This is a genomic window from Streptomyces prunicolor, from assembly GCF_045162825.1.
Classification (GTDB): domain Bacteria; phylum Actinomycetota; class Actinomycetes; order Streptomycetales; family Streptomycetaceae; genus Streptomyces; species Streptomyces prunicolor.
This window is the reverse complement of the sequence record NZ_CP108676.1, coordinates 5,937,264-5,957,413: the sequence shown is the minus strand read 5'-3', so window position 1 is coordinate 5,957,413 and position 20,150 is coordinate 5,937,264. Positions and strand designations below refer to the sequence as shown.

The following is a 20,150-nucleotide window of genomic DNA, read 5'->3' as shown; positions in this document are numbered from 1 at the left end:
ATCCCTTCCCGGCAGTAGGCTCGTCGTACGGCAGCCCCGGACCCCGGCCCTCTCCGTGCACTCTTTTTCCGCGCAACAGAGGCCCTGCGCAAGAAGGCGAAAGCCACTCTCTTACAGGGGAGCTGGGGCACATGCGCCCGCATCCTGATCTGTTCGACGCATCAGATGAACCAGATGAACTACGAGTGGTCCGGGCGCGCGGTGAGCTCGATCTGACAACCGTGCCCGCCTTCGCGCAGGAGTTGAAGGAAGCCCGGCACGGTACGGGGCGGCTCTTCCTCATCGTCGATCTGCTCGACGTGACCTTTATGGACGGCAGTGTTCTGGACCCGTTGTGCACGGCCTGGGAGGAGTGCCGTGGGCGGCTCGGATGGCTGCGTGTCGTGCACTCCCGGCCCGGTCCGTTGCTGGTGTTCCGGGCCGCCGGTCTGGTGGAGCGGTTCCCGCGGTACGCGAGTGTGCGGGACGCGTGGACGGGCGTGCTCGCCGACCGCGCGCTGGAGCGCCGGGCCACGTAGGGTACGGCGGAAGCCGGTCGGCACATCGTCTCGACGCGCCCCGGCGGCCGCGGAACGGAGCACGGTGATCAGCGACGGCATGGCCGAAGTCCTGCGGTCGCTGCGCCTCGGTCAGGGCGGCGATCCCGCGCAGGCCTGCGCCCGGGCGCTGGATGCCGCGGGCGTCGCCCTGTCGCTGCTGGTCGGCGCCGACCGTACGGCCGAGCCGCTGTGGTGCCATCCCGAACTGAGCGCCCGTTTCGAGGAACTCCAGTTCACGTTGGGCGAGGGCCCGGGCCCGGAGGCGGTCCGCACCGGTGCGCCCGTGCTGGAGCCGGACCTGGACCGGGTGCGCCCCGAGCGGTGGCCGGTGCTGCTGCCGGCCGCGCGTGACATGGGCGTCGAGGGTGTGTGCGGGTTCCCGCTGGGCATCGGGGCGATCCGGGTCGGCGTCCTGACCGTGTTGTGCGACGGCGACCGGCGGATCAGCGAGCAGCAGTACGCCGACGCCACCGCCCTGGCGGCCGCCCTGACCGGCGCGTTCCTGAACGGAACGGGGCGCGGAAACGGGCACGCGAACGGCACCGCACCCCGCCCGGACCGGATTCCGGACTGGCCGACCGGGCTGAACCGCCCCGTCGTGCACCAGGCCACCGGCATGATCAGTGTCCAACTGGGCGTGCCCATACAGGAAGCCCTGCTGCGCCTGCGGGCCCACGCCTACGGCAGTGAACGCCCCCTGGGTGAGGTCGCGGCAGACGTGGTCGCCCGCAGACTCCGCTTCGGGGACGATCTGGACGACGATATAAGCGGGCCGTACTCGCCCGACACTGGAAAAGGATGATCGCCATGGCCCGCGAACGACGTCTGGCCGAGATCTTCGTGGAGGTCGCGGACTCCCTGGTCGAGGACTTCGACGTCATCGACCTGCTGCACCGGCTGTCCGCGCGCTGCGTCGAGCTCCTCGACGTGTCGGCGGCCGGCATCCTCCTCGTCGACGCACACGGCGAACTGCAGATCATCGCCGCCTCGGACGAGCACACCCGCCTGCTGGAGCTCCTAGCGCTCCAGCACGACCAGGGCCCGTGCGTCGAGTGCTACCGCACCGGCGCCGCCCGCACCAACATCGACCTGACACGGACCGAGGTGACCGCGGCCTGGCCGCGCTTCGCGGCGCAGGCCCGCGAGACCGGGTACGTCAGCACGCACGCCATTCCGCTACGGCTGCGCAACCGGGTCGTCGGCGCGCTCAACCTCTTCCAGAGCACCCCGCACCGCCTCGGCGACGACGACATCGCGCTCGCCCAGGCGCTCGCCGACGTGGCCACCATCGCGGTGCTCCAGCAGCGCACGCTGGAGCAGTCGCACGTCGAGAACAGCCAACTGCAGAACGCGCTCACCAGCCGCATCCTCATCGAGCAGGTCAAGGGTGTGCTGGCGGAGCGCTGGAACACGTCCGTCGACGACGCCTTCACCGCCTTCCGCTCCTACGCCCGCGCCCGCCATCTGCGCCTGTCGGATCTCGCGGCGCAGATCATCGAGGGGGACTTCGACACCAGGACCATCCCGGCACCGCACGCGTCGTAGCCGCGTCGTGGCCGAGGTCAGGCGCGGCGGGCGGCGACCCGGTCCGCGGTCGGCCAGCGCACGTCGTAGACCCAACCGGCGCGCTCCATAAGGCGGATGACGGCGGCCGACGGGTCGATCTGGCCGCGGTCGACGCCGTGCCGGGCGCTGGTGGGGTCGGCGTGGTGGAGGTTGTGCCAGCTCTCGCCGAAGGAGAGCAGGGCCAGCGGCCACAGGTTGGTGGCGCGGTCGTGGCGGCGGGTGCGGAAGGGGCGCTCACCGATCATGTGGCAGAGCGAGTTGACGCTCCAGGTGACGTGGTGAAGCAGCGCGATACGCACAAGTCCCGCCCACAGCAAGCCTGTTACGCCGTACAGCCAGCTGCCGCCGATCGCCCAGCCGAGCCCGAACGGCAGCGCGAGGGTGAGCAGGCACAGCCACGGGAAGGCGCGGGAGACGGCCCGGATGTCGGGGTCGGCGACGAGGTCGGGGGCGTAACGCTCGGGCGGCGTCTGCTCGTTGCGGAACAGCCAGCCGACATGGGCGTCCAGCAGTCCGTGCAACTGGCCCCACAGATGGGTGCCGTAGCGGTACGGCGAGTGCGGGTCGCCGGGCCGGTCGGTGAAGGCGTGGTGGCGGCGGTGGGTGGCGACCCAGCCGATGACATCGCCCTGGAAGCTCATCGACCCGGCTACCGCGAGCGCGATGCGCACGGGCCGGATCGCGCGGTACGAGCCGTGGGTCAGCCCGCGGTGGAAGCCGACCGTGACGCCAAGACCCGAGATCGTGTAGAGCACGGCCGCGAGCACGATGTCGACGGGGTGGATCAGCCGCCCCCACAGCAGGCAGCCGGCCAGGCCGAGACCCACGAACGGCAGGACGACGATCGCCGCGGTGACGCCGACGTAGATCCGGCCTCCGCCGTCCCGCACGGGCGCCGGGCCCTCGTCCGGCGGGAAGGGGGAGGTGCCGTCGTAGGGCGAGGGCGGGGGTGGGGGATAGGTGTCCGGCAGAAGTGTGTCACTTTCACCGAAAGTGTCACACTTTTTCGGGGCAGGGCGTGGGGTGGAGACGGTGGCCATGCCAAACTCCTCGGCCTCGCTGCGGATGGCGCGGCCGGGGTCACGGGCTGCCCCTGTGAAGGGAAACGCGAGGACACGGCGCCGGAGCGGGACATCGGCGCGCGAAGGCCTCGGTCCTTCCACGGTACTCCGGCAAGCGCCGGAACGGGTCGGCCGGGAGCGCGTGACCGCCGCGTTGACACGAACCGTCGCCGCACGTTGACTGGCAGCACGGCGCAGGGCAGTGGCCGGTGCACGGACGATCCCAAAAACGCCTTCGGGCGGGACGGAAGCGACTCCCGATGATGTACGACCAGACACGCGCCCAACAACCCGCGGGCCAGAACCGCACCCCCTCCGAACGCCGCACCCCGGGCCCGGAGCCGCTGCTCCCGTCGAGCGAGCGGGACAAGGTCCTCCAGCGCCTGCGACACGCCCTCAACACCTTCGCCGACACCCCGCGCGACGCCCTCGCGGAGGCGGAGAGCGCCTACGACGAGGCCACCGCCCAGCTCGTGACCGCCCTCGCCGCCCGCCGCGACCTCCTGCGCGCCGCCTGGGCGGACCAGGACCCCGAGTCCCAGGCGCAGTCCCCGTCGGAGGCCGAGTCCGAGTCCGAGGAGTTCCGCAACGCGCTGCGGCAGTACCGCGAGATCACCCAACGGCTGCTCCAGCTCTAGCAGTTGGTCGTACGGGGAGGCCTCACGCGGAGGTCGGTGACCGTCATCCCGGGCCGCCGCTCGCCCGGATGATCGCCGACTCCACCGCTCCGACCCGCTCGGCCAGCACCCCGAGGGCCGCCACGGCATGGCTCAAGGGGTTACTCTCCTCCATGCCCCGCGAACGCACGTACGCCGCCTTCAACTCCCCCCAGCGCACGGCCTGTTCGGCGCTCAGCGTGCCGCGCAACTCCGCCAGCCTCAGCAGGTTCGCCTCGGCGCCGGTCCCCAGGGTCTGCGCCTCGGCGGTGTAGTGGTCGTCCAACACCGCCGACAGTTCAAGGGAGTTCATCACCGGCTCGATGCGCTGGGCGACGCGGTTCATGGTGCGATATGACCCCTGGAGCCGGAACGGCGGTTCCGTGCGCGCCGTGTCCGTCGTGGCCGCCGACGCCATGTACGCGGAGTTGACCGCGAGCACGGTGTCCCGGGCGGTGATGAGATGCCTCAACACCCCCACCATCCGGGCGAGTTCGGCGGGATCGCAGGCGTAGGACAGGCGGTCCGCGCGGGCGGTCGTGTCGCCCTCCGCCAGCCGGATCAGCAGGTCCAGGTCGGCGCGGTCGCGGCCGGCCAGCGGGGCGAGGACCGGGTTGGAGGTCAGCGCGTTCTCCAGGAAACTCCGCGCGAACACCGCCTCCTTGCCGGTCAGTACGTCGCCGAGGTTCCACACGTCGGCACGGTTGGCCAGCATGTCCGGCACCCGGAAACGCCCGCCCGACTCGGTGTAGGGGTTGCCGGTCATGCAGACGGCGAACCGTTTCCCCCGTAGGTCATATGTGCGCGGCGCCCCGTCCCACACGCCCTCGACCCGCCGCGTCGCATCGCACAACGGGATGAATTTCTGCAGGAGTTCGGGGGACGTGTGCTGGATGTCGTCGAGGTGGAGCAGCACGTTGTTGCCGGCCGCGAGCGCGAAGTTGACCTTCTCCACCTCCTGGCGAGCGGTCGCGTTCGGCGCCTCGGCCGGGTCGAGGGAGGTGACGCCGTGCCCGAGGGCGGGCCCGCTCACCTTGACCAGCACAAGCCCGAGCCGATCGGCGACGTACTCCATGAGGGTCGTCTTGCCGTACCCCGGCGGTGAGATGAGGAGCAGCAGGCCCCCGCTCGCGCCGGTACGCGGCCCCTCCCCCGTCGTACCGATCTGCCGCGCCAAGTTGTCGCCGACCAACGGGAGATACACCTCGTCGACCAGGCGCCCCCGCACGAACGACGACAGCACACGCGGCCGGTACTCGTCGAGGCGCAGCCGGGCACGTTCCGCCGCGACCAGTGCCGTACGGCGCCGCTGGTACGCGCGATGACCGGGAACGTCCGTCGCCCTGAACTCCCTGGTCCGGGCGAGGAGTTCATCGATCCGGAGCGACAGCACGCCCGCCTCGATACGCGGGTGCGTGCCCAGCAGTCCCCCGACCGTCTCCGTCAACCGCGCGTCCGACTCGTACCGCACGGCGTCCGGGCAGAGTTCGGCCGCGATCGCCTCCGCGAGGTCACCGGGGTCGGTCTCCGTGCCGGACGCCGTCGTGTACGCGGTCAGCCACGCCTCCACCAGCTGGCGGCGCGCGGTCAGTTCGTCGACGGCGAGCACATCGTCGTCGTAGGCCGAACTCCCCACCGTGCGGCGGAACTTGTCGAGCATGGTGCGTGCGGCGGCGCTGATCACGAAGCCCTCGGGGCCGGTGGTCAGTTCGTCGAAGAGGTACGCGGCGGCGGGCCCGCCGGTCCGCTCGGCCAGTTCCGTCAGGAAGTCGGCGACGGCCGCGGTCGGTCCGAAGGTGTCGCGGGCCCGCGCGAGCGAGCGTGCCCGACGCGTCCAGCCAGCCCTCGCCTCCGCGCTCGTGCCGTGCGTCCAGAACAGCAACGCCCTTGCCCGGGCGGCCGGTTCGTACCGCAGCAGGCCCGCGCCCTCGTACCGGCGGAGCAGCGCGATCAGGATCGCGGTCGCGTCGTGGTCGTGCACGCCGCGTTCGTAGCCTTCGTCGTACGACTCCTGCGCGGCCCGGCGGACCAGGGCGGCCAGGTCGGGCTCCTGGGCGAGGGCCTGGGCGCCGTGTTCGTCGAGGAGGCGGGCGGCGAGGTGTTCCGCGCGGTAGACGCGCGGCGACTCGGAGGGCAGCGGGCGGTCCCAGAACTCGCGGGTGGCCGCGAACTCCGGGTCGGTGACCGGGGTTCGGTAGTCCGTGCCGGTGAGGGCGAAGGCGAGACCGTCGCCGGCGGGGACCAGGGTGAGGTCGAGGGGCTCGGTGTTCACGGCGAAACGGTGGCGGCCCAGGCGCAGGGTCCGGCCGCCGTCCGTGTAGAGGTCGGTGCGGTCGCGCAGGGCACGGACCGCCTCCTCGCGGGCCGCCGCGAGCCGACCGGTCAGCTCCTCCGCCCTCATCCGGTCGCCCAGGTCCCGGAGTTGGTCGGCTGTGCGGCGGATCTTCGTCACCATCGGGTCGGAGGCGAAGTACGTACTGACCGCGTCGCCGTCGGCGAGCGTGGCCGCCCGGCGCCCGACCGTCTCCAGGACCCGGACCGCCGAGTCCGCCAACTGCTCTGCTCTGCGGGCGCGTTCGTCGGCCAGCGTCTGCTTGCGGGCGGAGAAGGTCTCGTAGATCTCGGCGCGTCTGCCGGTCAGTTCGGCGAGGAAGTCGTCGAAGTCCGCGAAGCGCGCTTCCAGGTTCTCCAACTGAACCAACAGCCGGGCGAGTTGATCGTCACAGGCCTCCGGTGTCGCCGCGTCCGCGAGCGCGCCGGTCACCGACTGGCCCAGCAGCGCGAACTCGGCCGCGAACTCCGCCCGGCCCTCCCGGTCCCGAAACTCCCTTCGCTGGGCTTCCAACGTGGCACGGGCCCGGTTGACCCCGCCCAGCACCTCGGCGATCCGCTCCAGGATCGACGTACGGACCGTGGCGTCACCGATGTCGAGCCCGGCGATCACCTCGGTCACCGTCCGCAGCCCGTCGGTGAGTTCGTCGAGCCGGGCGGCCACGGGCGCCGACTCGGCAACGGTACCGAGGGCCCCCGCCTCCGCGATCAACTCACCGATCACCTCATGGTGCCCGGCGAACGCGTCCTCCCCCGCCAGGAACCCGACCGCCCGCTGCCCGAACGCCCCGAGCTCCGCCTCCGCCCCGGCCGCCGACTCGTCGATCCGCGCGAGGTCCGCGTACCGCATCTCCTTCAACGTCAGCAAGTGCCCCTGCACACGCCGGAGTTCGGTCAGTCCCGCGACCCACCCCGCCGCATCCCGGGGCGCCTCACCCCGCAGCCGCCGTACGAGCCCGGTGAGCCGCTCCGTCGCCTCGGCGAGGGCGTCCGCCGCACGGGCGGTCAGCGTCCGGACCGTCTCGAACTCGGCCAGGACCTGCTCCGCCGTGACCCGGACGTCCCCCAACGGGCCGCCCAGATCCCCGAGTTCGGCGTCCCCGAGCCAGTGGTACGAGTCCGCCGCCCGGACACACGCACCGGCCAACGCCTCGTACACCTCCGCCGTGGGTTCCATCCCGGCCACCGCACCCGCGAGGGACAGACAGTCGGAGATCCCGCGCACGAGATCGGCGTTCCCGACCCTGAACAGCGGCCCGGACCCGACGAGTTGAGCGGCGGCATACGTGTCCGAGACATACGGAGTACGCCACACCCGCAACGGATGGACGCGCGCCGCCTCCCCCTCACCACCCCCGCGCAGCACCATCAACACACCGTCGTCGAAGAGCGCCCACCCCTGGCAGGACAACGGGCTGGCGACCTCCTTGCGGATCATGTTGTACGGCAGCAGAAGGCTCCGCCCCGGCACCCGCGCCCGGTACGCGAACAGCACGTCCTCCCCGTTGGGCGAACGCACCACCCGCTCCAAACCCAGCCCGGCAGTGTCCACTTCGAAGGTCTTCCACACCCCCGTGACCAGGCAGTACCCGCCCGGGAACACGATCCCCTGCTCCTCGGGCAGCCGCTGACACGACAGCCCGATCCCGTCGAGCCGCACGACGGACTTCGTGAGCGTGTTGAAGACCAGGTAACGGTGGGCCTCCTCCTTGTAAGGACGCACCCGCAGCAGCACCAGCGCCCCCACCCGCGCGTACGCGATCTCCGCGTCGGCCGGCGACTGCAGCGGTTCGTCCACCGGTTCGGAGTAAATCCCCTCCCCCGTCTCGGTGTTGTCCTCCACCTTGACGGTGAGAGTGCCGCCCACCGTTTCGACGTACAGCCCGTCCTGGATCCGGACGTGCGGATGCCGGCCGGGGACAAGGTCCTCACGGGTCGTCTCCGTCCAGTCGAAGTCGTACGGCGGCGGGAAGACGTGGTCGCGTTCGCCGTGCGCATCCAGGAAGGTCGCCGACCGGCCGTCCTCCGCGAGCGCCCAGCGCAGGACGCGGATGTCGTCGACCTTCTCTCCGGTACGGAAGACGGCCAGCAACTTGCCGTCCAGGCACCGGAGTTGGAGCAGCCGAGCCTGACGGTAGTACCGGTGCAGGGCGGTGAACTCCCGCACGAAGTCCGGGTCGTCGAGGAGTCCGGGTACGGCGTTCTCGGGCAGTCGGCGCAGGTCGTGACGGTCGTGCAGGGCGAGCACGTCGGCGACCGTCGCCTCCCGGGTGACACCGAGGGAGACCTGGCGGCCGAAGAGGAGGGTGTCTCCTACGGCGACGAGGTCGCGCGGCGTTGCCGGGTGCTCGGTGTCGAGGCGTTCGGTGCCGGTGAGTTCCAGGCGGGTGGAGCCGAACTCCTCGGTGCGGCGGGCGTTGAGCGCCTCCGCGCGGCGGGCGAGTTCGGCGGCCTGTGCGGCGAGGCGGTCGCGCAGGACCTCGTAGGTGCCGGTGTCCAGGCCGGTGGTCATGGTCCCTCTCAAGATCTCGCAGGAGGTGGGGTCCGGAACTGCCGTCCCCTGTGCGGCAGTTCCGGACCGTCGGTGGGGTCGGGCCGGTCAGGCCTTCGCCGGGTGCCCGTTGAGCGCGGTCAGCGGGGTGTCCGCCAGGCCCAACTCACCTGCCCTTTCCAGCAGTTGCCGCACCTGACCGGCGTTGGCCGTGTCCGAGGTCATCAGCTTCATCAGCAGCGCGGACACGGTGAGGTTCTGCACGTCGGCCGTGGAGACCGACCCGAGGACGCGGCCGAGGTCGTCGGCGATGTTCGACGTGCCGTCCAGCCAGGGACGCGCCAGCGCCTGTGCCGTCTGGGAGTTGGCGACGAAACCGTCGACGCCCTTGCCGAACGAGATCGACGAGATCAGCCGGTCGAAGAAGACCGAGTCGCCGCCGACGATGTCGATGTCGGCGTGCTCCAGGCCGGTCGCGAGGACCGTGGCCTGCGCCTCCGCGACCTGCCGCTGCACATCGAGCCCGGCCAGCCGGATCTCCTTCTCGGCCTGCAACCGCAGGCGGTACTCCTCGTGCCCGCGTGAGGCGTCGTCGAGGGCGGCCATCGCGGCGGCCTTCTCGGTGAGGCCCTCCGCCTCGGCCTTGAGCTTCTCGCCGATGCCGGTGGCTTCCGCGAGCGCGTTCGCCCGTACGCCTTCCGCCTGCGCGAGCACCTTCGCCTGCGCGCCCTCGGCCTCGGCGAGCGCCTTGGCCCGGGTGCCCTCGGCCTCCGCCCGCAGCCGGGCCTCGGTGCCTTCCGCCTCCGCGCGCAACCGCGCCCCCGTGGCCTCAGCCTCGGCGCGGCCCGCCTTCACGGTGACCTCGGCCTCCTTGTCGCGGACCTGGACCTCGGCGAGTCCGGCAGCCGCTGCCTCCGCCTGGATGCCCTCGGCGAGCCGCAGCTTGGCGCGGGCGTCGAGGTCGGCGGACTTCAACCGGGCCTCGGCGAGGGTGAGTTGCTCACCGGCGCGGTGCTTGGCGGCGGCCTCCGCGGCCTCGGCCCCCTTGATGTCCTTGACCAGCTTCTCCTGCGCCTCCGCCTCGGCGGCGATGATCACAGCCTGGCGGGTGCGCTCGGCCTCCTCGACGACCCGCAGCTTCTTGATCGCCTCCTCCTGCTCGGCGACCGTGCGGTCCACGGCGATCCGCTCCCGGACCACGTCGGCGACCTCGCGGCGTTCGGCCTCGACCTCCTTGTCCTTGGCGATCCCGGACAGCGAGGTCTCCCGTTCCCTCGCGATGACTTCGAGGAGGCGGTCCTTCTCGATGCGCTCGTTCTCGACGGCGATGACCCGCTCGCGGTTCTTCTGCGCGACGGCGATCTCGCGGGCCTGGTTCTCGCGCTGGACGCCGAGTTGCTCCTCGGTGCGGAGGAACGCGGCCTGCGCGCCCAGCCGTTCCTCCTCCTGCACCTTCGCGGTGGCGGCCTCCTCGCGCGCCCGCAGCACCTCCACCTCACGGCGCTGCTTGATCTCCGCCTCGGCCTGCCGGCGTTCCAGCTCCAGGATGGTCTCCCGGGCGTCGACGTTCTGCCGGGTGATCTCCTTCTGCTCGGTGCGCTGGAACTCGTTGGTGCGCACGTGCTCGATGGTCGTCAGCTCGGTGATCTTGCGGATGCCCTGTGCGTCCAGGATGTTCTGGTTGTCGAGCTGGGTCATCGGTGTCTGTTCGAGGAAGTCGATGGCCGCGTCGTCGAGGTGGTAGCCGTTGAGGTCGGTGCCGATGACCTGGATGATCCGGTCCCGGAACTCCTCGCGCTTGGTGTAGAGATCGACGAAGTCCAGCTGCTTGCCGACGGTCTTGAGCGCCTCGGAGAACTTCGCGGCGAAGAAGTCCTGGATCGCCACCGGGTCGCTCGCGGTCTGGGTGCCGATGGCCTGCGCGACCTTGATGACGTCCTCGACGGTCTTGTTGACCCGCACGAAGAAGCTGATGTGGATGTCGGCGCGGATGTTGTCCTGGCAGATCAGGCCCTCGCGCCCGGTACGGCGGATCTCGATGGTCTTCACCGAGATGTCCATGAACTCGGCCTTGTGCAGCACCGGCAGGACGACGGCACCGGTGAAGGTCACGTCGACCTTCTTCGTCTTGGAGACGATCAGCGCCCGCCCCTGCTCCACCTTCCGGAAGAGCCGGCCGACCACCAGGAGCAGGGTGAGCGCGATGAGCAGGACAACGGCGACGAACACACCGATGCCGACGGTGATGGCGTTCATGACATGGGTCCCCAAGGAATGAGAAGGGTGATGAAACGGGCGTGGGCCAACAGGGGTTGACCAACAGGCGTAGGCAACGGCCGTAGGCCAACAGACGTTGGCGGTCTATCCCGTCGTGCCCGGGCCGGTCCTCGGGTCCAGCGCGCTGTCGTAGGGCGCGACCCAGAAGAACTCGCCGGTCTCGTCGTAGGCGTAGAGCAGTCCGGTGCTGCCGCTGCCGAGCGCGCCCTGCGTCAGGTCGCCGTCCGGCTGCCGGACCTGGACCACCGCGGCCGAGCCGTCCGCCGACCTGACCTCGGCCTGGCCGAACCCGGCGTCCACCCGCCCAGTGCGGATGGTGCAGGTCAGCCCGACGAAGTCCAGCCGGGACGGCCCGTGTTCGTCGGGGAACAGGCGGTGCAGGGGTCGTACCAACAGCTTGGTCGCCTGCCAGGAGACGTACACCGTGCCGATCAGCACGAGCGCCCCGACCAGGATTCCGACCGGGCCCGAAGGGACCAGCAGCACGCTCGCGCAGTAGCTGATCAGCCAGCCGACGGCGACGAACAGCGAGAAGGCGAGAGTCACCGGCACCCCGCCGAAACCCCAACCTTCTTTGTGCGCACGGGAGTTGAGGTGAGCGTGGGCGTGTCCGTGGGCGTCCGCCGCGCCCAGCGCGACCAGCAGCCAGAACAGGACGACCACGATGAGCGCGGCGGTGAAGACGACGGTGGGAAACCCGATCGCGGCAGCGAGAAACGCCCCCATGATCCCGGCCCCCCGTTCCCCGACTCGCCCCGACACAGCCCACGGGGATCCGCGGATCGCGGAACCGGTGCGGGACACCTGCCGGTGTCCGGCACCGGAACCTTCCGCGGTGCTCCCCTGGCGCCATGGTGCACGCGGGGTGCGCGCCCGCGCATTGCCGGAACCCGGCAGTGTTCATTAGGGTCTTGATGCCGGTGGCGCGCTAAGAAAGCGTCACCGGGGCGTCAAGAAAACGGGGGGCGGAGTTGCCGGAGCGCGAAATACCCGAGCAGTATCTGGCGGGGTATGACCGGCTCCTGGCGGAGGTCGCCGGCACCGGACGTCGCCTGACCCGGGCCGAGTTGGAGACCCGCCGCGCCCTGGGCGAACAGGCCGCCGAGGCCGGCCACGGACTGCGCGCCCTGGTCAGCGCCCATCTCACCGCCACCCGCACCGCCTGGCCACAGACCCCCGGCGCCGCCGACTGCACCCTCGCCGCCATGCAGCAGGTGGTCGACGCCTTCACCGAGGGCTACGAACGCGCGCAGCGTCTCGCCGTACGACAGGAAGAGGCGGCACGACGGGAGTTCATCGACGACCTGCTCTACGGCCGCAGCGATCTGGGCCGGCTAGCGGAACGCGCCGAGCGCTTCGGCCTGCGCCTCTCCCACTCGCACGCGGTCGCCGTGGTCGAGGGTCCGACGCCGTACGACGAGAGCGCGCCGGTGCCGCGTCAGGTGGAGCGCGCGATGATCAGCCGTTTCGGTGACCGCAGCATCCTGCTCACCACGAAGGCCGGCCGGATGCTGTGCGTCGCGCCCGGCGACCAGGACGACATCCTCGCCCACTTCGCCAAGCAGTCGTACGCCGCCGCGGAGGGCGCCCGCGCGGCGATCGGCCGGCCGCAGCCGGGCGCGGGCGGGATCGTCCAGTCGTACGAAGAGGCCCTGAACACCCTCGAACTGGCCGAGCGGCTCAACCTGGACGGCCCCCTCCTGCGCGCCGCCGACCTGCTGGTCTATCCGGTGCTCACGCGCGACCGGCAGGCGATGGCCGATCTGGTCCTCGACGCGCTGGGGCCGCTCACGAAGGCCCGCGGCGGTGCGCGCCCGTTGCTGGACACCCTCTCGACGTACTTCGACTCCGGTTGTGTGGCGGCGGAGTCCGCGCGCCGGCTCTCGCTGAGCGTGCGCGCGCTGACCTACCGGCTGGAACGCATCAACCAGCTCACCGGCGCGGATCCGACGGACCCCGGCCAGCGGTACACGCTGCAGACGGCGGTCATCGGGGCACGGCTGCTGGACTGGCCCGACAAGGAGCTGTGACGGCCGTAGATCCATCCGGCCGCGACAGATCCATCCGGCCGCGACGCAAAGAGCGACCTCGCGCCCGGATGGATCTCGGCGGCGTGGTCGCTCGGGGTGTGCGGGGACGTGCGGGCGGAGGCGTCAGCCCAGGGTGGTACCGATGTACGAGGTCGATTCCGGGCCGGAGTCCGCGGTGGTGTCGGCGGTGCTGTCCTCGGCGGGGGCCGGCGAAGGCGCGGGCGCGGCGGGTGTCGCGGGCGCGGGCGGCGTCTCGTGGCAGGTGAAGCCGAGCCGGGTGAGGGCCCTGGTCACCTCGAAGGCGGTGAAGTCACGGCGGTCCTGCTTGGTGATGACCTCGCCGACCTGCTTGACCGGGTACAGCTTGCGACTGATGACGGCGCACTGGCCGGTGACGGGCTGCTCCGGGCGGATGCCCTTGAGCATGTCCTCCACCTCGCTCTTCGTCAGATCGAAGGGGTAACGGGCGATCACGCAGCGCATGGTGCCTCACCAAGGGTTCGAGCGGGAGGAGAGGGGAGGATTTCTCCGCGGGGAAAACCGGGAAGCCGGGGAAGCCGGAACAACGGCCGTGGAACGGCCCAGAACAACGGCTGGGGGAACGGCGGGTAAATGAGGAGATACGAAAAGGGACCCGCACCCAAGGTGCGGGCCCCTGTTTCGCAGCTTCGCGTGCTTAGGCGGGAACGATGTTCTCCGCCTGCGGGCCCTTCTGGCCCTGCGTGATGTCGAAGGTCACCTTCTGACCCTCCTGCAGCTCGCGGAAGCCCTGGGTGGCGATGTTCGAGTAGTGGGCGAAGACGTCAGCGCCGCCGCCGTCCTGCTCGATGAAGCCGAAGCCCTTTTCCGCGTTGAACCACTTCACGGTACCGGTGGCCATGTCTTAACTCCTAGGCAGTGCACGAGATCCGCACTTTACGAATCTCCTCCATCGCCGTGATGATCACCTGCACCGGAGGTCCGGTTCAAAATTGGCAACCACAACTGCAACTGAAGTCAGCCTAGCACGGAACCCATTTACCGGGCGGGGGAATTGGGCGGGAAAAGCGCCGTCCAAAACGGTGAATTTCTGTTTCGCCGACATCAGATTTTCTCACCGTGGGACGAGCCGCGCGGCTCGTCCCTTCGCTACGGCTCCTCGTTGCCACGCAGGACCTCGTTGAGACGCAACGCCTCGTCGAGGCGGTCCTCCAGGCTGATGATCCGGCACGCGGCCTCGATGGGCGTCCCCTGATCGACCAGCTCGCGGGCGCGCGAGGCCGTACGGAGCTGACGGCGCGAATAGCGGCGGTGACCGCCGTCCGACCGCTTCGGGTTGATCAGCCCGGCCTCACCCAGTGACCGGAGGAAACCGGGGGTGGAGCCGATCAGCTCGGCGGCCCGGCCCATGGTGTAGGCGGGGTAGTCGTCGTCGTCGAGCCGGTCGGCCGCGGGCTGCTGGCTTTCTGCGGGCATGTACACCTTTCCTGCGGGCCACCCGGGCGGGGTCGGCCTGCCGCGGGAGCTGGTTCCCCCGTACGGGAACTCTAGTCGCACCCGGCGAATCTCTGTCGCGGCGAACACAGATGTACTGCCACCGGTTGACGCTCTCAGTGGCGCAGAACCAGCACCTGGCAGGGGCCGGGGAGCCGTGGATCAAGAGCATCCGGGCCCGCCAAGGGGCTCCGTTCGGGGGCTCGTGCGGGGTCGGAAGGCCCCCGTACGGGTCCGGATGCCGCTCGTACGGACTCGGATACCGCTCGTACGGACTCGGACGCGGGGCCCGTCGCGACGTCCTGCCAGCCCCAGGCCCGGTAGGCCGCCAGGGTCTCGGTGTCGGTGTGGGGTATCAGGGTGACGCCGAGGGCCGGCGCGTGATCGGCGAGCAGCCGGCCCTGGAGGCGTCGGGCGAGGTTCCAGTCCCGGTCCTGGTAGTGGGTGCGCACGCGGGGCGGGACGACCATCCCGGAGACGGCGAAGAGTCCGCCGGTGACCGCGAGGCCGTGCAGCAGCCGGGGCAGCCGGGTGTCGTGGCCCTGCCACCAGGGATCGCCGACGCGCACGGGGAAGCCGTAGGCACAGGCCGTCAGGGTCGTGTTCTCGGCGATCAGCAGGACGAAACCTGGCCGTCGGACATCACCGGCCAGGCGCCGCAGGAAGGCGGTACGGGAACGGTTGCCGGTGCGCGCGCCGCCGCAGGTCTCCTCGTACAGCACGCCCAGGTCCTGGAAGCGGTCCTCGATCTGGCGTCGGCTGAGCGGGCGGACGCGGTCCCCTTCCCAGGGCGAGGGGCCGCGCTCGCGACGGGACGACCACGTCTGCTCCCCGCGCGTCCCGTCGGCGCCGCCGTGTCCGACGAGGGCCGCGGTCACCGGCCGACCGGGCACATTCACGGTCATGGGCTGAGCCCTGCCCCGGGCGCGGACACATCCGCCCCGGCGTCGTGGTTCGCCGAGAACGGCACCGGTGCGATCCGGCACACGAGAAATCCTCGGTCCTTTCACGGTACGCCCGCGGGCCGCGGAGAGCCTCGGAGTGCCTCCGGCGCAGGCCGGCCCGCGCGGGGCGGGAGTACGGTGAGCAGTACCGGGAGTTCTCCGCACCTCGGCTCTGGCGCCGTCGTCGTTCCCAGTGCACCACGGCACCGGACCGCCGCACGACGGACGGCCGGGGACAGGGACCGCGACATGAACGCGCCCACGGACACCCATAGTTCGCCCGCCACGGACACTCCCGCTTCTTCGCCGGACGTGGAGCAGGCCGCCCCGCCTCTCCTCCGGCTGCGCCTCGCACCGCACACCGCCGTACCGCGCCGCCTCGACGGAGCCTGGTGGCCGCACTCCTACGACGTGCTCACCGAGGTACCCCGGCTGCTCGCCGGGCTGCCCCGGACCTGGGGGCACATCGTCAGCGTCATGGTGAACGGGACGATCTGGTCCGGCGCCCCCGGCCGGATGCTCGTGCACAACCAGGTCGTACGACTGCACAGGACCACCGCTGTGCACGCCCCGAACACCGTCACGCTGCTCACCCCGGGCCGGGGCCGCTGGGACCTGCTGGTCGTACCGCCGGAGCTGACCGAGGAGGCCGCCGAGTCGATGATGGCGACCGCCGTGGCCAACGTCGGCTGAGCATGATGACCAACCCCGGCCGAGCACTGTGGCCAACCCAGCCTGAAACCAAGCCAGTTACTGGTTCCAGCTCTCGTCGTACGGGTCCTTCGGCGTCGGGACCGGTTTGGCCAGGGTGACCTGGAAGTAGGGGATCGGGCGGTTGTTGATGGGGTCCTTGGTCTGCTTGGCGCTGTAGGTGCCGGAGACCTCCAGCCAGGTGTCGGGCTGAAGTACCGGTGGGATCTTGCCCGTTAGCGCGATTTTGACCGGCTGAGCGTCCGCCGCGCAGCAGTTGAGGGCCATGCGGACGAGGTACGGGGAGCCCGACTTGTCCAGGGCTATGAAGCCGGTGACCTTGAGCCGGCGGGTGCCGAGGGAGCGACCGTGGTCGTAGACCGCGCGGGTCGCGTAGTCGACCAGTCCGATGGTGAGCGGGTTGCTGGCGGGGAGCTTGGAGAGGCCGTAGGGCTGCTGGATGGCTGTGCCCGTGCGGACCGCGCTGTAGGAACCGAGGGCCGGTGGGGCGACCAGGATCAGGGCGAAGAGGGGGAGGACCAGGAGCCAGGCGATACGGGGTTCGCGGTGGGCGTGGCCCTCGTGAGCGGCGTCCTCGTGGGTCTCGGTCTCGGTGTGGGCCTCCGCGTGGGCTTCTGCGTGCGCTTCCGCCTGGGCGGCTGCGGGCGCTTCCGCGTGGGCCTTCTCCATCCGTGCCCGGCGCCACTCGTACCAGGCCGTCGCCAGCGCGGCCACGATCAGGACCGCGCCGGAGAGCAGCAGGAGCGGCTGGAGGCCTGCCTTGACGTAGCGCAGGTAGAGGTTGGTGAAGCCCGCGTGCAGCAGGGCCGCGCCGACCAGGAACAGGACCGCCGCCTGTGCCTGCCGGTTCACAGGAGCACCGCCCCGGTGACGACCGCGCCCGCGATGGCGAGGACGAAGGTGGCCGGTGCGAAGCGCAGCGCGAAGCCACGGCCGAAGGTGCCGGCCTGCATGGCGAACAGTTTCAGGTCGATCATCGGGCCCACCACCAGGAACGCGAGTTTGGCCGTGAGCGAGAACTGGGTGAGCGACGCGGCCACGAACGCGTCCGCCTCCGAGCAGATCGACAGCAGTACGGCGAGGATCGAGAGGGCGAGGATCGCCACCACCGGGTTGTCGGCGGCCGTGCGCAGCCAGCTCGCGGGTGCCACCGCCTTGAGCGTCGCCGCCGACATCGCGCCGAGGACGAGGAACCCGCCGGCCTGCATCACGTCGTGCCGCACCGAGCCCCAGAACGCGGCCCCCTTGGTCTCCCCCTCGTGCGGTTCGTGGGCGGGCAGGCGCAGCCAGTCGGTACGGCCGATCCGCTGCCACAGCCAGCCCATCGCACAGGCCACGAGCAGACTGCCCGCGAACCGGGCGAGCACCATCTCGGGGTTGCGCGGGAACGCCACCGCTGTCGCCGTCAGCACGATCGGGTTGATCGCCGGGGCGGACAGCAGGAACGCGATCGCCGCCGCCGGGGTGACCCCCCGGCGCACCAGCGCCCCGGCCACCGGCACCGACGCGCACTCGCAGCCCGGCAGGATCGCGCCCGCCATCCCGGCCACCGGTACGGCCAGCACAGGGTTGTTGGGCAGCGCGCGGGTGAACCACGTGGCCGGTACGAACACCGCGATCGCCGCCGACAGCAGCACGCCCAGCACCAGGAAGGGCAGCGCCTGCACGACCACCGCCACGAACACCGTCATCCAGCTCTGCATCACCGGCGCGGACAGGGCCTGCCGGACCGGGCCCTGCGCCAGCACGACCAGGAGCAGCACCATGGTCAGCACGAGCGGCGAGTTGAGCTGCCAGCCGTCCTTCGCCGCCACGTCCGGTGATTTCTTGGCGGGCGCGGCCGACGACTCCTTGGCGGGCGCGGCCGGCGTCGCGGGCGCGGGTGGCTGCTGAGGCGGGTCCGTGGTCGGCGCGGCTGGTTCGGTGGTGATGGCCACGGGTGAGATACCTCCGGCAGACGCCTGTTTTCGCGAGTTTTGCTCCCTGTCTCTGCATACGGCAGTCGGGGCACGGGTGTTCAGCGGAATACTGGAACCACCCGCCTCCTTGGGGCAGTCTTTCCCCTCGTGGCGAGCAGCGTTCCGAATCAGACCCCTCCGGGCAACGCCCGGGCACACATGGTGGTGTGCGGCGACGACGCGCTCGCGCACCGGCTCGCCGTCGAACTGCGCAGTGTCTACGGCGAGCAGATCACCCTCGTCGTCCCGCTCTCCGAGGCCACCGCCCGCCAACCCGTCGTCGGCCGCGCGCGTGCCGCCTCCGCCGCGCTGCTCGACCGGGTCAACGCGGCGGTGGGCCGGGCCAACGGCAATGGCGGCACCGGCACCACCGCACCTCTCACCCCCGAACCCCCGCGCGGGGAACGGGTGTTGGAGGTCGCCGAGCTGACCGAGGCGGTGTTCGCCGAGGCGGGCGTGGAGCGGGCGACCGCGCTGGCCCTCGTCTACGACGACGACGAGACCAACATCCGCGCCGCCCTCACCGCCCGCCGTCTCAACCCCCGTATCCGGCTGGTGATCCGCCTCTACAACCGGCGGCTCGGCCAGCACATCGAGGAACTCCTCGACCAGGCCGCCGCGTTGGCGACCGGCGACGGGACGAGTGGCGGGACCGGCTCCGGGTTCGACACCTCGACCACCGTCCTGTCCGACGCCGACACCGCCGCACCCGCGCTGGCCGCCACCGCGCTCGCCGGTACCAGCAAGGTCGTCCAGACCGACGGGCTGCTGCTGCGCGCGGTGGAACGGCCGCCGCCGGGGCCCGGGCAGGTCGCCGACCCGGGGCTCGCCACGCTCGCCCTGCTGTCGGCGACCAGCAGCGACCCGGCCGGTGCGGACGGCTCCGAGGGCATGGGCGAACAGGGCCCGCGCCTGCTGCCCGACGCGGCGGCCGTCGCCTCCGCCACCGGGCGCGGAACGGTCGTCCTGGAGCAAGTGTCGTACGCCGGGCCGCAGTTGCCGGGCGGGCGCGGAGGCGGTGTCGTACCGGCGTTCTCCTCGCTGTTCTCGCGACGGCTGCGGTGGTCGCTGGCGGGCATGGTGGCGTGTGTGGTCGCGCTCGCCGTCTCGCTGTGGCTGGTGACCGGTATCCATCCCGTGCGGGCCTTCTACCTGACACTGCTCGACCTGTTCGCGATCGACGACCCCGCGATCGGGGAAGCCCTGGGCCGGCAAATCCTTCAACTCCTCTCCGGTCTTGTCGGGTTGCTGATGCTGCCGGTGCTGCTGGCCGCCGTGCTGGAAGCGCTGGGCACCTTCCGTACGGCGTCCGCGTTGCGCAAGCCGCCTCGGGGGCTCGGTGGGCATGTCGTGCTGCTCGGGCTCGGCAAGATCGGCACCCGGGTGCTGACCCGGCTGCGCGAACTCAACATCCCCGTGGTGTGCGTCGAGGCCGACCCCGAGGCACGCGGGCTCGCGGTCGCGCGCCGGCTGCGGGTGCCGGTGATCCTCGGTGACGTCACCCAGGAGGGCGTCCTGGAATCCGCCAAGATCCACCGCGCCCACGCCCTCCTCGCGGTCACCAGCTCCGACACGACCAACCTCGAAGCGGTGCTGTACGCACGGTCCGTGCGGCCGGATCTACGGGTCGTACTCCGGCTCTACGACGACGACTTCGCCACCGCCGTGTACCGCACCCTGCGCGCCGCGCACCCCGGCGCCCTGACCCGGAGCCGGAGCGTGTCCCATCTGGCCGCGCCCGCGTTCGCCGGGGCGATGATGGGGCGGCAGATCCTGGGGGCGATCCCTGTCGAGCGGCGGGTGCTGTTGTTCGCGGCGATGACGGTGGGCGGGCATCCCCAGCTGGACGGGAAGACCATCGCCGAGGCGTTCCGGGCCGGGTCGTGGCGGGTGCTTGCCTTGGACACGGCGACGCGGGACGCCGCCGAGGACGTACGGCGGTCGGGGTTGGTGTGGGACCTCCCCGACACGTATGTCCTGCGGAGCTCGGACCGGGTTGTGCTGGCCGCCACCCGTCGGGGGTTGGCGGAGTTGCTGGGGCGGCGGCCCCGGGACCGGGCGGGGACGTAGGGAGCGGGGAGTCCGGATCCCCGCTCCGCACGCGACTCGCGAG

General features: G+C 71.1%; 17 protein-coding genes. 7 read left to right on the top strand and 10 right to left on the bottom strand.

Features of this window, described 5'->3' with window-relative positions:
- The first annotated feature begins 131 nt into the window (after positions 1–131).
- From OG588_RS27505 to OG588_RS27495, 3 genes are all read left to right on the top strand, one after another.
- Positions 132–518, top strand: a complete 387-nt coding sequence (locus tag OG588_RS27505; RefSeq protein WP_405949631.1) for an STAS domain-containing protein — start codon at positions 132–134, stop codon at positions 516–518.
- Positions 519–582: 64 nt separating this feature from the next.
- Entirely contained in the window at positions 583–1,341 is a 759-nt protein-coding gene (locus OG588_RS27500) for an ANTAR domain-containing protein (RefSeq protein ID WP_405949630.1), read from the top strand.
- Positions 1,338–2,084, top strand: a complete 747-nt coding sequence (locus tag OG588_RS27495; RefSeq protein WP_405949629.1) for a GAF domain-containing protein — start codon at positions 1,338–1,340, stop codon at positions 2,082–2,084. Before OG588_RS27500 ends, OG588_RS27495 begins: the two co-directional genes overlap by 4 nt.
- A 17-nt stretch (positions 2,085–2,101) precedes the next feature.
- Here the strand turns inward: OG588_RS27495 and OG588_RS27490 are convergent, their stop codons facing one another.
- The gene (locus OG588_RS27490) at positions 2,102–3,145 is read right to left on the bottom strand and encodes an acyl-CoA desaturase (protein WP_405949628.1); all 1,044 of its coding nucleotides are present in this window, start codon (positions 3,143–3,145) and stop codon (positions 2,102–2,104) included.
- Between the two features lie 281 nt (positions 3,146–3,426).
- On the opposite strand from OG588_RS27490, the gene OG588_RS27485 reads away from it, so the two are divergent.
- Positions 3,427–3,804, top strand: a complete 378-nt coding sequence (locus OG588_RS27485) for a hypothetical protein (protein ID WP_266860045.1) — start codon at positions 3,427–3,429, stop codon at positions 3,802–3,804.
- 43 nt (positions 3,805–3,847) lie between these two features.
- Here the strand turns inward: OG588_RS27485 and OG588_RS27480 are convergent, their stop codons facing one another.
- The 3 genes from OG588_RS27480 to OG588_RS27470 all read right to left on the bottom strand — a co-directional run bounded on the left by OG588_RS27480 (position 3,848) and on the right by OG588_RS27470 (position 11,647).
- Positions 3,848–8,665 carry a DNA repair ATPase gene (locus OG588_RS27480; protein ID WP_405949627.1) on the bottom strand — a complete coding sequence of 1,606 codons (4,818 nt, stop codon included), beginning with the start codon at positions 8,663–8,665 and terminating at the stop codon, positions 3,848–3,850.
- Between the two features lie 87 nt (positions 8,666–8,752).
- A complete protein-coding gene (locus OG588_RS27475) occupies positions 8,753–10,900 on the bottom strand; it encodes a flotillin family protein (protein ID WP_405949626.1) in 2,148 nt (715 codons plus the stop codon).
- Between the two features lie 105 nt (positions 10,901–11,005).
- Positions 11,006–11,647: a hypothetical protein gene (locus tag OG588_RS27470; protein WP_405949625.1), complete on the bottom strand. Its 642-nt coding sequence runs from the start codon at positions 11,645–11,647 to the stop codon at positions 11,006–11,008.
- A 245-nt stretch (positions 11,648–11,892) separates the two neighbouring features.
- On the opposite strand from OG588_RS27470, the gene OG588_RS27465 reads away from it, so the two are divergent.
- Positions 11,893–12,951: a PucR family transcriptional regulator gene (locus tag OG588_RS27465; RefSeq protein ID WP_405949624.1), complete on the top strand. Its 1,059-nt coding sequence runs from the start codon at positions 11,893–11,895 to the stop codon at positions 12,949–12,951.
- A 123-nt stretch (positions 12,952–13,074) separates the two neighbouring features.
- Here the strand turns inward: OG588_RS27465 and OG588_RS27460 are convergent, their stop codons facing one another.
- The 4 genes from OG588_RS27460 to OG588_RS27445 all read right to left on the bottom strand — a co-directional run bounded on the left by OG588_RS27460 (position 13,075) and on the right by OG588_RS27445 (position 15,329).
- Complete coding sequence (locus tag OG588_RS27460; protein WP_405949623.1) at positions 13,075–13,434, bottom strand: SCO5918 family protein; 360 nt, start codon at positions 13,432–13,434, stop codon at positions 13,075–13,077.
- A 193-nt stretch (positions 13,435–13,627) separates the two neighbouring features.
- A complete protein-coding gene (locus tag OG588_RS27455; protein WP_019063123.1) occupies positions 13,628–13,831 on the bottom strand; it encodes a cold-shock protein in 204 nt (67 codons plus the stop codon).
- Between the two features lie 248 nt (positions 13,832–14,079).
- Positions 14,080–14,406: a MerR family transcriptional regulator gene (locus OG588_RS27450; protein WP_405949622.1), complete on the bottom strand. Its 327-nt coding sequence runs from the start codon at positions 14,404–14,406 to the stop codon at positions 14,080–14,082.
- Between the two features lie 134 nt (positions 14,407–14,540).
- On the bottom strand, positions 14,541–15,329 hold the full coding sequence (locus OG588_RS27445) for a hypothetical protein (protein ID WP_405949621.1): 789 nt from the start codon (positions 15,327–15,329) through the stop codon (positions 14,541–14,543).
- Positions 15,330–15,617: 288 nt separating this feature from the next.
- Between OG588_RS27445 and OG588_RS27440 the strand changes: the two genes are divergently transcribed.
- Positions 15,618–16,061 (top strand): DUF5994 family protein, encoded by a 444-nt coding sequence (locus OG588_RS27440; RefSeq protein WP_405949620.1) that lies wholly within the window; start codon positions 15,618–15,620, stop codon positions 16,059–16,061.
- 57 nt (positions 16,062–16,118) lie between these two features.
- Here the strand turns inward: OG588_RS27440 and OG588_RS27435 are convergent, their stop codons facing one another.
- Together OG588_RS27435 and OG588_RS27430 are read right to left on the bottom strand one after the other, a co-directional pair.
- Positions 16,119–16,931: a TIGR03943 family putative permease subunit gene (locus OG588_RS27435; protein ID WP_405949619.1), complete on the bottom strand. Its 813-nt coding sequence runs from the start codon at positions 16,929–16,931 to the stop codon at positions 16,119–16,121.
- A complete protein-coding gene (locus tag OG588_RS27430; RefSeq protein ID WP_405949618.1) occupies positions 16,928–18,016 on the bottom strand; it encodes a permease in 1,089 nt (362 codons plus the stop codon). Before OG588_RS27430 ends, OG588_RS27435 begins: the two co-directional genes overlap by 4 nt.
- A gap of 180 nt (positions 18,017–18,196) precedes the next feature.
- Here OG588_RS27430 and OG588_RS27425 point away from each other — a divergent pair, with 180 nt between their 5' ends.
- A complete protein-coding gene (locus OG588_RS27425; protein ID WP_405953229.1) occupies positions 18,197–20,107 on the top strand; it encodes an NAD-binding protein in 1,911 nt (636 codons plus the stop codon).
- The last annotated feature ends 43 nt before the right edge of the window (positions 20,108–20,150 follow it).

Coding starts and splice junctions, on each gene's coding strand:
- OG588_RS27425 (WP_405953229.1), top strand. CDS start 18,197: ATGGTGGTGTGCGGCGACGACGCGCTCGCGCACCGGCTCGCCGTCGAA.
- OG588_RS27485 (WP_266860045.1), top strand. CDS start 3,427: ATGATGTACGACCAGACACGCGCCCAACAACCCGCGGGCCAGAACCGC.
- OG588_RS27495 (WP_405949629.1), top strand. CDS start 1,338: ATGATCGCCATGGCCCGCGAACGACGTCTGGCCGAGATCTTCGTGGAG.
- OG588_RS27455 (WP_019063123.1), bottom strand. CDS start 13,831: ATGGCCACCGGTACCGTGAAGTGGTTCAACGCGGAAAAGGGCTTCGGC.
- OG588_RS27475 (WP_405949626.1), bottom strand. CDS start 10,900: ATGAACGCCATCACCGTCGGCATCGGTGTGTTCGTCGCCGTTGTCCTG.
- OG588_RS27470 (WP_405949625.1), bottom strand. CDS start 11,647: ATGGGGGCGTTTCTCGCTGCCGCGATCGGGTTTCCCACCGTCGTCTTC.
- OG588_RS27440 (WP_405949620.1), top strand. CDS start 15,618: ATGAACGCGCCCACGGACACCCATAGTTCGCCCGCCACGGACACTCCC.
- OG588_RS27460 (WP_405949623.1), bottom strand. CDS start 13,434: ATGCGCTGCGTGATCGCCCGTTACCCCTTCGATCTGACGAAGAGCGAG.
- OG588_RS27480 (WP_405949627.1), bottom strand. CDS start 8,665: ATGACCACCGGCCTGGACACCGGCACCTACGAGGTCCTGCGCGACCGC.
- OG588_RS27445 (WP_405949621.1), bottom strand. CDS start 15,329: ATGACCGTGAATGTGCCCGGTCGGCCGGTGACCGCGGCCCTCGTCGGA.
- OG588_RS27490 (WP_405949628.1), bottom strand. CDS start 3,145: ATGGCCACCGTCTCCACCCCACGCCCTGCCCCGAAAAAGTGTGACACT.
- OG588_RS27505 (WP_405949631.1), top strand. CDS start 132: ATGCGCCCGCATCCTGATCTGTTCGACGCATCAGATGAACCAGATGAA.
- OG588_RS27450 (WP_405949622.1), bottom strand. CDS start 14,406: ATGCCCGCAGAAAGCCAGCAGCCCGCGGCCGACCGGCTCGACGACGAC.